General features: G+C 58.8%; 9 protein-coding genes and 1 tRNA gene. 4 read left to right on the top strand and 6 right to left on the bottom strand.

What is annotated here, in order from left to right; translation table 11 throughout:
* Nucleotides 1–457 (top strand): YciI family protein (locus tag NEI07_RS19745; RefSeq protein ID WP_407659885.1); only part of this gene is annotated, 457 nt, incomplete at its 5' end.
* On the top strand, nt 457–876 hold the full coding sequence (locus NEI07_RS10645) for an EVE domain-containing protein (protein WP_256034463.1): 420 nt from the start codon (nt 457–459) through the stop codon (nt 874–876). The genes NEI07_RS19745 and NEI07_RS10645, both read left to right, overlap by 1 nt.
* A gap of 108 nt (nt 877–984) precedes the next feature.
* On the opposite strand, the gene NEI07_RS10640 is transcribed toward NEI07_RS10645, so the two are convergent.
* Both NEI07_RS10640 and sucC read right to left on the bottom strand, forming a co-directional pair.
* Entirely contained in the window at nt 985–2,730 is a 1,746-nt protein-coding gene (locus NEI07_RS10640) for a tetratricopeptide repeat protein (RefSeq protein ID WP_256034462.1), read from the bottom strand.
* Between the two features lie 232 nt (nt 2,731–2,962).
* Nucleotides 2,963–4,159 carry an ADP-forming succinate--CoA ligase subunit beta gene (gene sucC / locus NEI07_RS10635; protein WP_256034461.1) on the bottom strand — a complete coding sequence of 399 codons (1,197 nt, stop codon included), beginning with the start codon at nt 4,157–4,159 and terminating at the stop codon, nt 2,963–2,965.
* A 545-nt stretch (nt 4,160–4,704) separates the two neighbouring features.
* On the opposite strand from sucC, the gene NEI07_RS10630 reads away from it, so the two are divergent.
* On the top strand, nt 4,705–5,676 hold the full coding sequence (locus tag NEI07_RS10630) for an outer membrane protein (RefSeq protein ID WP_256034460.1): 972 nt from the start codon (nt 4,705–4,707) through the stop codon (nt 5,674–5,676).
* A 284-nt stretch (nt 5,677–5,960) separates the two neighbouring features.
* The gene (locus NEI07_RS10625) at nt 5,961–6,602 is read left to right on the top strand and encodes a trimethylguanosine synthase (protein WP_256034459.1); all 642 of its coding nucleotides are present in this window, start codon (nt 5,961–5,963) and stop codon (nt 6,600–6,602) included.
* 36 nt (nt 6,603–6,638) lie between these two features.
* Here the strand turns inward: NEI07_RS10625 and NEI07_RS10620 are convergent, their stop codons facing one another.
* The 4 genes from NEI07_RS10620 to NEI07_RS10605 form a co-directional block, all read right to left on the bottom strand.
* A complete protein-coding gene (locus NEI07_RS10620; protein ID WP_256034458.1) occupies nt 6,639–8,156 on the bottom strand; it encodes an AAA family ATPase in 1,518 nt (505 codons plus the stop codon).
* Between the two features lie 205 nt (nt 8,157–8,361).
* A tRNA-Glu gene (locus tag NEI07_RS10615) sits at nt 8,362–8,437 on the bottom strand.
* A 75-nt stretch (nt 8,438–8,512) separates the two neighbouring features.
* The gene (locus tag NEI07_RS10610) at nt 8,513–9,076 is read right to left on the bottom strand and encodes a bactofilin family protein (protein ID WP_256034457.1); all 564 of its coding nucleotides are present in this window, start codon (nt 9,074–9,076) and stop codon (nt 8,513–8,515) included.
* Nucleotides 9,077–9,161: 85 nt separating this feature from the next.
* On the bottom strand, nt 9,162–10,115 hold the full coding sequence (locus tag NEI07_RS10605; RefSeq protein WP_256034455.1) for a tyrosine recombinase: 954 nt from the start codon (nt 10,113–10,115) through the stop codon (nt 9,162–9,164).
* Nucleotides 10,116–10,132 lie beyond the last annotated feature (17 nt).

Raw genomic sequence — 10,132 nt, 5'->3', positions numbered from 1 at the left:
CGAGACGCGTGCTGCGCACGCTCCTCAGGATGAGGAAGCCCTTCAGGCGCCTTCCATTTCCCAAAGCCCTCGCCTCTTCGAACATGAAATCGTCATTTCGGCGGCGGCGCTGTTGACCGGCGGCGCGCGCTTTGGAACAAGTTGCGCGTTTCAACACGCTTACGCGAGGCCGCTTGTGCTCTTCGTCGCCCTTTGCCTGGATAAGCCCAATCACGTCGATCTGCGCATGTCGACCCGCGCCGCGCATCTCGCCTTCCTCGACGCGCACGCCGCGCGTGTGAAGCTCGGCGGCCCCTTTCTCGACGGGGAGACCCCCGTCGGCTCCATGCTCATTCTCGACTGCGAGAACGAGGCGGCCGCCCGCGCTCTGCTCAGCGAAGACCCTTACGCCGCCGCCGGCCTCTTCGCCTCGGTGGAGCTGAAACCCTGGAAACGCGTGGTGGGAGCGCAGCTCTAGTGGCGCATTGGCTACTCAAAAGCGAGCCGTCGAGCTGGTCCTGGGATCAGCAGGTGAAGGCCGGCGCCAAGGGCACGTTCTGGAACGGCGTGCGAAACCATTCGGCGAAACTCAATCTGATGGCGATGAAGAAGGGCGAAAAAGGCTTCTTCTATCATTCGAACGAGGACAAGGCGGTCGTCGGCATCGTCGAGATTATCAAGACCTATTATCCCGACCACACCGACGAGAGCGGCAAATTCGGCATGGTCGACGTGAAGGCCGTGAAGGCTTTGAAAAAGCCGGTGACGCTGGCCGAGATCAAAGCCGAGCCGCGCCTCAAGGACATGGTGCTCGTCAATAATTCGCGCCTCTCCGTGCAGCCGGTGAGCGAGGAAGAATGGCGCGTCGTTCTGGAGATGGCGGGCGAGAAGGGGTAGAGCAGGTTCCGAAAAAGCAGACTTTTTCGCTGAGAACCTGCTCCAACATTTTGATTTTGCGCGATTTCTTATCGATCACATGATCCATGCGATCGATACGCGCTCACGTCAGCCGCCGTTCTGCGCCGCCTTGTCATGGGCGAGCGTCGGCGCGTCCGACATGCCGTGGTTGATCTTGTCGAGGATCTTCGGCAGTTCGTCGGGCTCGGGATTGAGGTCGCGCGCATGGTTCCACTGGAAATGCGCTTCGAGCTTGCGGCCCACCCGCCAATAGGCGTCGCCCAGATGATCGTTGATCACCGGATCTGACGGCTTCAGGTCGATCGCCTTCTCCAATTCGCGCACGGCGTCCTCATAGCGGCCCAGCCGGTAATAGGCCCAGCCGAGACTGTCGACGACATAGCCGTCGCGCTGCCGCAGATCGACGGCGCGCCGCAGCATCTTGAAGGCCTCGTCGAGGTTGGAGCCCTTGTCGACCCAGGAATAGCCGAGATAGTTCAGCACCAGCGGCTGATCGGGGTTGAGATCCAGCGCCTTCTTGAGATCGGCTTCCGCCGCCGGCCAGTCCTTGCGCCGTTCATTGGCGATGCCGCGATAATAGTAGAGCAGCCACAGACTCTTATCCGCCTTGGGCCGCAAATCGAGCACGCGCGTATAGGTCACGGCGGCGTCGGCGAAAGCCTTGCGCGAGCGCTGAAGATTGCCGAGCGCCGTCAACGCCTCCTGATTCTTGGGGTTGGCGGCGACGATCGCCGAGAGCGTTTCGCTCGCCTCTTTGCTTTTGCCGAGCGTCTCCAGCAGAAGCGCCGCCTGCACGTCGGCGTTGACGCGCAGCGGACTGTCTTTCGGCACGCTTTGATAAAGATCTATGGCGGCCTCTTCCTGCTTCATGCGCTCATAGACGTCGCCGAGCGTGACGATGGCGAGCGCGTTCTCCGGCGCAAGATGCAGCGCGAGGCGCAGATAGATGAGCGAGGCGAGTTCGTCGCCCTGGCGACCGCCGACGGCGCCAAGCCCGTACAGCACTTCACCCGCGCCGTCGTCGGCGGTGCGCACGAAGGGCGGCAGCGGCTTGCCCTCCTCGAGCGCGGCAAGGCCGGCGACGACGATCGGATGATTGGGCGCGACCTCGTCGAAGGCGAGGTAGAGCTGCTTCGCCTCGTCGCGCCGCCCGCGCGTCGCGAGAAAGCGCGCATAGGCGTCGACCAGCCGCAGCGTGTTCTTCTCGGCGGCGTAGGCGGATTTGAAGCGCTTTTCAGCCTCCGCCTTGTCGCCGCCGAGATCGGCGATCAGGCCCGCGTGATAGTCGCGAAACACCACGAAGGCGTCGTCGGTCAGCGTATCGAGCGTTGCGAGGGCGTGACGCGTGTCCTTGGCGCCGGCGTAACTCCATGCGGAGAGCAGCGTCGAGGTGATGTCGCGGCGACGGTCGCCGCCGCCCTTTGCGAGTTCGGCGCGCGCGGCGGCGAATTTGCGATTCTTGATCTGATCGACGCCGCGGGCGAGATGCGCCAGCCCATTCGTGCGGTCATGCGCGATCACGCGGCCGGTCAGCGACAGGGCCTCCGACATATTGCCGTTGGCGAGCGCCGCGACGAAGGCGCGGTCGGCGAGATCGGCGTTTTTAGGATCGTCGCGCAGAGCCTCGCGGAAGAAGGTCGAGGCGGCGAGCGTGTCGCGCTGCGCGCCGGCGACGATCGCGGCGAGATAATTGCCCGACAGGCTGGTGCCGACCTCGAAAGGCCGCGCCACGACGATATTTTCCCGCGCCGCGAGGCTGCTGTCGCAGGAGAGCCCGAAGGCGCCCGATCCTGCAAGCAAGATGCACGACAGACGCGCCAGAGCGCGTCTCACGCGGCTGGCCGGAGACGCAAACAGAAGAGCTGAATTGGGCACTGGCGCTTCCCTAAAAGGCGACGATCGCGCGCGAAAGCCGCCTCACCGAGAACAGGCGGCCTAAAAGTCCAAAGTCGCGCCTAAAGATGGCTCTTTTGGGCCGATGACGCAAGGCGGAAGAAATCGCGCCAGGGCTTCTCCCCTTCGCAGGGAGAAGCCCAAGTTCGCAGGGAGAAGCCCAAGCGAAAGCTCACGCCCCCCGGATCGCGGCGACGATCTTTTGCGCCGCGTCGTCGAGATCGTCGGCGGGAATGACGTTCAGGCCCGACTCATTGATGATCTTCTTGCCAAGATCGACATTGGTGCCCTCGAGCCGCACGACGAGCGGCACTTTGAGCCCCACTTCCTTCACGGCCGCGATCACGCCTTCGGCGATGGTGTCGCAGCGCATGATCCCGCCGAAAATATTGACCAGAATGCCCTTCACATTCGGATCGGCGGTGATGATCTTGAACGCGGCCGTCACCTTCTCGGTCGTGGCCCCGCCGCCGACGTCGAGGAAGTTCGCCGGAAATTCGCCGTAGAGCTTGATGATGTCCATCGTCGCCATGGCGAGGCCGGCGCCATTGACCATGCAGCCAATATTGCCGGGGAGCGAGATATAGGCGAGGTCGTATTTCGACGCCTCGATCTCCTTCTCGTCCTCTTCGCTCTTGTCGCGCAGCTCGACCATGTCGGGGTGGCGATAGAGCGCGTTGTTCTCGAAGCTGACCTTGGCGTCGAGGCAGCGCAGCTTGCCGTCCTTGGTGACGATCAGCGGATTGATCTCGAGAAGCTCCATGTCCTTGGCCACAAAAGCGGCGTAGAGCTTTTCAGTCAGTGCGCCCGCCTGCTTGGCGAGATCGCCGGTGAGGCCGAGCGCCGCGGCGACCTGGCGGCCGTGATGCGGCATCAGCCCGGTCGCCGGATCGACCGAGAAGGTCACGATCTTCTCGGGCGTGTCATGCGCCACCTTTTCGATGTCCATGCCCCCTTCGGTCGAGACCACATAGGCGATGCGCGAGGTCGCGCGGTCGATCAGCATCGAGAGATAGAATTCCTTGTCGATGTCGGCGCCGTCTTCGATGTAGAGGCGATTGACCTGCTTGCCGGCCTCGCCGGTCTGCAGCGTCACCAGCGTCGCGCCCAGCATCTCTTTGGCGAAGGCCTCGGCCTCGTCGATCGATTTGGCGATGCGCACGCCGCCCTTGTCGCCGGCGCTGGCTTCCTTGAACTTGCCCTTGCCGCGCCCGCCCGCATGGATCTGCGCCTTCACCACATAGACCGGGCCGGGAAGCTTTTCGGCGGCGGCGCGGGCGTCTTCGGCCCGCAGCACGGCGACGCCGTCAGCGACGGGCGCGCCGAAGTCGCGCAGAACGGCCTTGGCCTGATATTCGTGGATGTTCATGGGCTATATCTCCCTGGCGCAATGACGCGCCGGCGCGATCGGAAAATCGCGCTCAAAGGGCATAGGCGGAGCCGTTTCGTCAAGGCGGCGCCGGGTCGCGGGGAGAGCGGCAAGGTGAGCTGCGAGGCTCGATCAAAGCGCGTCGCGTCGCGTCCCCGCGTGCAACTGAAACTTCGTGAGAAAAACCTGAAGCTTCGACAATAAAGCGCGGTTGATGCGTGTTCCGATGCCATGCCGCTTGGAACAATTCTTAGCCCGCCGGGTTCAGTCCGCACGGAGCTCCCCTCTCCCCCTCGACTTGGCGCTCGGTCAACTGGCCGGGCGCTTTTTCTTGAGCCGGGGCATTGGCGGGATTAGCTGAGGACTTCCCTCCCTTGCCTGGGATGGATCCACGTCACCTCCCAGGTCTGGCGGCTTTTTCTTTTGAACAGAGACAAATAAGTCACACTTAACAAATAAGTAGAATGACCGAATATTCGGCATTGATGCATATCAACCCTGCTGATTAATCTGCGTCTCAGTTGAACACTCAGAGGAGCAGAGCCATGAAGACAATTAAAATAGCGTCAGCTCTGTTTCTAATAAGCAGCGTATCAGCTTTTGCAGCCGACCTGCCTTCAGTTAAATCAGCGCCAGTCGCTGCATCTGCGCCGATGTGGGCGGGCTTCTATGCTGGTATCAATGCTGGCGGGACGTGGGCGAATAACACTGGCGCCTACTCCCATGGTATTCCTCTATATACTATCGATCGTTCTAACATATTCGGTAATAAGTATTTACCAGGAACAAATGCTGCTGCTATCGGCCTAACAGCCTCACTTGCGACAAACAGCAGCAGTGGTTTTCTTGGAGGCGTGCAAGCTGGATATAATTTGGAAGTTTATAAAAGTTTTGTTGTCGGCGCTGAAACCGATTTCCAAGGATTCGAAGTTGATAATTGGCCTGGACAGTTTCACTTCACATCTACGCCTTCAACTGTGAGGTCAGTCACCTATGGAGATATAACCACAACTACTTACACTACTATGCAGGCATCCAAATCCGTATCTTATTTAGGAACAGTTCGTGGGCGCGTCGGATATATCGTTACTCCTAACCTTCTTTTTTATGGAACTGGCGGCCTAGCTTATGGCGCTGCAAAGATTAGCTATTATGCCAGTCAGGAAAAAGTAGATCAAACCGACGAACTCGATCCAGGGAGTATTTCTACTTCAAAAGTATTGGTAGGCTGGACAGCTGGTGGCGGAGCAGAATGGATGCTTGCTCCTAACTGGACTCTGAAAGCTGAATATCTTTACTATAATCTTGGTGGCTTAAGCACAAGCAACGGTGGTTACTTTACAAGAGTTCATCAAGCTGGAATATATCCCGTACCAGATATTGTACCTGGCACTATAGTAGGCCTTGTACAAGCAAGGGCAGGCACGAATACTATCGATGGAAACATCGTCCGTGCTGGCGTGAACTACCACTTCAACTTTGCTTCATCGCCAGTGTCGCAAAGTTCTAATCAGTAATCACAAGGATGGACGAAATGCCAAGTCAGAAATGGCTTTTGAGCAGCGTTTCGACTGTTGCTGCTGATCTGCCATCAATGAAGTCAGCTCCTGCCCCAGCTCCTATGTGGACAGGCTTTTATGCTATTGAATGCTGGGGGAAATTGGGCAAACAATAATTCAGTGAACGTCACAACATGGCCCTTTACCGCTGGTTCTAACGGAAAATATTGGGCAACCGCTTCTCAGGCAACGGGATCGGTTTCAGATGGATCCATGTGATCGAGTGCGAAAAGCTCAGCCCAATGCTCTCCAATGCTCTCGTGATGACCAACATCGATAATCCCTTCGGCGAACGCGCCCAAAAATACTGGGATCGTCGCTACGATCTGTTTTCGAAATGGGATGAGGGCGTCGAAACCGATGAAGTGGGGCTGTTCTCCGTCAAGCCGGAGCGCTTTGCGCTGGAGATCGGCAAACTCCTGAATGGTCACGCCGTATTGGACGCCTTTTGCGGAATCGGCGGCTCGGCCATCGCATTCGCCAGATGCGGAAAGCGCGTCATCGCCGTCGACATCGATCACGCCAGGCTGTCCATGGCGAAGCGGAACGCAGAGATCTATGGCGTCTCGCAAAACATCGAATTTATCCATGACGACGTCATGGAGGCCTATCCCAAGCTCTCATTCGATGCGCTGAACATCGATCCGCCCTGGGGCGGACCGGACTATTTCAAGAAAGCGCGCTTCGGCTGGCGCGATTTCTCGCCGAACCCGCTGCCGCTTATTCGGAACGCGATCAGTTCGGGCGTTGCCGTCGCCGTCGGACTGCCAGCGAATTTTTCAGCCGACGAACTGCGCGAGCTGCCGCCTGAAACCGCCATACGGGAGTCTCGGGACGCAACGCGCGTTCTGTTCCGGACGGCTTATTATCCGCCGGTGGACTGAGGTCCATGACTCAAGATGCGACGATCGGTTCGTGAGTTAAGCTGTGCGGCTACGGTGACTAAGCATGCTCCCAAACAGCGCCATAAAATCCGCTCGATAATTCTGCCAGCCGGATTGTGCAAAGGCTCGGCAAATCTGTTCTTGGACCATTTCATTTGATCTTTGCGTACGCACAGCGACGTATTCTATGAGTTCGTGTGCGCTACGCTTTGCTGCAGTCCGCAGCGAGGCTCCTTGAAGCGTTTTGTCATAACTTTGAACGATATCGCGGATTCTTAGCTGATTGTCTGCAAACATGGCCCGCAAGTTCCGCTCGAACAGTTGTAAGTTTTCGTCCACGTAATTCATTAACCCAACTTCTGGCGTGAATGGCAGGAAATCAATTTGTCTTGCCAGCGCCTCATACTTAGTTAGTTGTGCATGATTGTTAGTCTGTCTCCATTGAGCAAGCGTCTCGTTGGAAACATCGGCGTCGAGAACAGCCTTTTGTACGCAGTGGCTGGGCAGCACTGATCTGTTCCGTTCCAAGAAAGCGACAACCTCGCGAAATCCGCCAACCGGCACTATCTTCGCTGTTGGGCGAGCCGCTTGATCCGGGATATGTTCGGTAGCGAACTGTTCAAAAAAAGCGGTCGACATGTCTCGTGCGAAAAGGTCCTCTACATAAATCCTTATATCAGGAAGGGTTTCCTCGTTTGAGGCTATGTTACCTATAGCGTAAGTAGGGAAACAGCCGTAGATTGGCTTTACCTCTCCGTCATCCTGTTTTTCTAAATAAATAATGCGCCGCCTGTCGATCGTTTTTAGTAGAGTCACCGAGTGTGTAGAAAATATTACAGTAAGAGACTTCGCTCTAGACTGTTCTTCTAGCAATCGTAAGAGCTTTATTTGAGCTCGAGGATGAAGCGCCATCTCAAGCTCGTCTATAATAACCATACTATTGTTGCTCACCTCTTTTATTAGACGAAGTAATTTTAATACGCATAACTCTCCCAAGCTGAAGTTCTTTTCTGAATGGTATATATTAGGGTTGACTCCTACGAGCAAAACAAACGCATCATTGCCGACACCGCGCGCTAGGTTAATTGTACGAAGCATCGAAAATTTATCCGTCTCAAAGATAGAATTTGCTGCCTCTACAATAAAATTGGCAGCACCCCTGACACGTTGAGGCTCGAAGTCTTCTGGACGCGGAGTAATCCGATCTGCTGTTGCCCCAATATAAATTACAGAAGCGTAACCAAATTTTCGAAAAAGGTCAGAATTACTCCTGGGGCGTGGCGTCCATCGTTCGCCTCTATATGCGTAGGACACCGATGCACCATTGATCTCATAATCCACGGTTCCATCGGAATGGTTGTCTAACCTGTCGGACTGTAGGGACATCGGAAAGTGGATAGGAAAAGCCATGGGGTGGCCAATTCGGCGAATGCACGCGAGAAGGGTTGTCTTGCCACCGCCATTCCCTGCAGTAAGGAGCCAAACGCCTCGGTCGGGGATCTCAAAGCGTAATCGTTGAATATTGCGGATTTTGTTTATTTCGATTGTGCCCATCGTAGCTCTGACGTTTCGCAAATTGTTGTTGTTTCGAGTGTGACTTATTCCAGACAAGCACATGATCGGCCGCGTTGGTCGGATTTTCCGATTCGGCTGATTCACTCGCAAGAGACCGTCAGTGCAATATGGCGGGGTTCGCTTCGGGCGGACAGCGGGCGTTGACAGCCCACATGTTCGCAGATGAATCTTGAGCGGTGTCGGTTGGCGCTCCCTAGGGGACTCGAACCCCTGTTTTCGCCGTGAGAGGGCGACGTCCTAGACCGCTAGACGAAGGGAGCGGGAAGGAGCGTTCTATAGACCGCCGCCGCCCGCCGGGCAAGCTGTCGCGCCAAGCTGTCGCGCAAGGCTCAGCCTCACGCGCCCGCCGACGTCTTGCGGCCGAGCAGCGTCCGCGTCGCGACGCGCTTCGCCTCACCCTCGGCGGCGAGATAGAGCGCGCCCTTGGCGCCTTTGGCGCCGCGCACCGCCTCATTAATGCGATCGATCGAAGAAGGTTTCGGCGGCGCGCCCGCGATCTCCAGCCGTTCAGCGGCGGGCTTGGCCGCCGGCGCCGGCTTCGCGGCGCGATAATCGTCGATCGCGGTCAATTCGCCGGCGATCACGGCGCCCTTCTCCAGCTCGATCTCGCCATAGGTGATCTTACCCTCGACGCGCCCGCTGGCGCGCACGACGAGCAGTTGCTTGATCTCGATATGATCGGAAATCCAGCCGCTGACGTCGGCTTCCGTGGCGCTGACATTGCCGCGGATGACGCCGCCCTGCCCGACCTGGATGACGCGCGCGGAGACGTCGCCCTCGATCGCGCCGTCGACGATGATGAGATCCGAGGCCGAGATTTCGCCCTTGAGCGTCACGCCGGCGCCGATATAGGCGACATTCTCTTCCTCGGGCCGAAAGTCCATCGCGTTCTTCGCCATCCCACGCTCCTCGGTCGCTTAAATGCGCGGAAAAGCTTACGTTGAGCGCGCCTCAATATCCAATGGAAAAAGCGCCTGCGACGGCTCAACCCGACTTGTCCGTCGTCTCCGACAGCGGATGCAGATCGCGCACCATCGCCCGCATGCGCTCGTCAAGCACATGCGTATAGATCTGCGTCGTCGAGATGTCCGCGTGGCCGAGCAGTTCCTGCACCACCCGCAGATCGGCGCCGTTCTGCAGCAGATGGCTCGCAAAGGCGTGGCGCAGCGCATGCGGATGCATCTCGGCGGCTGGCAGGCCGGCGGCGCTCGCCAGCGCCTTGAGATCGCGCGCGAAGGCCTGGCGCGTCAGATGACCGCTGTCGCTGTCGGCGGGGAAGAGAAAGCTCGAGCCGGCGCGTTCGGGCGCCATCTCCTCAAGCAGCTTGCGGTAGGAAAGCAGCGCGCGGCGCGCGCGATCGGTCAGCGGCGCCAGGCGCTCGCGCCCGCCCTTGCCGCGAATGGCGATGAAAGGATCGCGCGAATGCGCCGCGGTTTTTGGCAGCGACACAAGTTCGGAGACGCGCAGGCCGGTGGCGTAAATCGTCTCGAGCAGCGCATAGAGGCGCGCCGCCCGCAGCCGCTCGCGAACCGGCCGCGTGTCGTCATCAAGCCCTTCACTCGCGACCGCAAGCAGCCGATCGATTTCCGCCGTGGAGAATACGCCGGGCGCGCTGCGCCGCAGCCGCGGTCCGTCGAGCGCGGCGGCCGGGTCGTCGCCGCGATGACGGTCGACATAGAGAAACTTGTGGAACTGGCGAATCGCCGAAATCCGCCGCGCCACCGTCGCCGCCGACATGCCGCGCGGCTCCAATGAGGCGAGATAGGCGCGGATGTCGTCCGTCGTCGCGACGCCGGGATCGCGGCCGTTCGCGGACAGATGCGCGATGTAATCGGAAAGATCGCGCCGATAGGCGTCCTGCGTATTGCGCGCCGCGCCGCGCTCCGCGGCCAGCATGTCGAGAAACGCGTCGAGCTGGCGTGTTGCGCCGGCTTTCATGCGCTTAACTCCGCAGC

The sequence above is a fragment of the Methylocystis suflitae genome, assembly GCF_024448135.1.
Taxonomy (GTDB): Bacteria; Pseudomonadota; Alphaproteobacteria; order Rhizobiales; family Beijerinckiaceae; genus Methylocystis; species Methylocystis suflitae.
The sequence above is the reverse complement of the archived record's forward strand: the minus strand, read 5'-3'. Positions and strand labels throughout refer to the sequence as shown.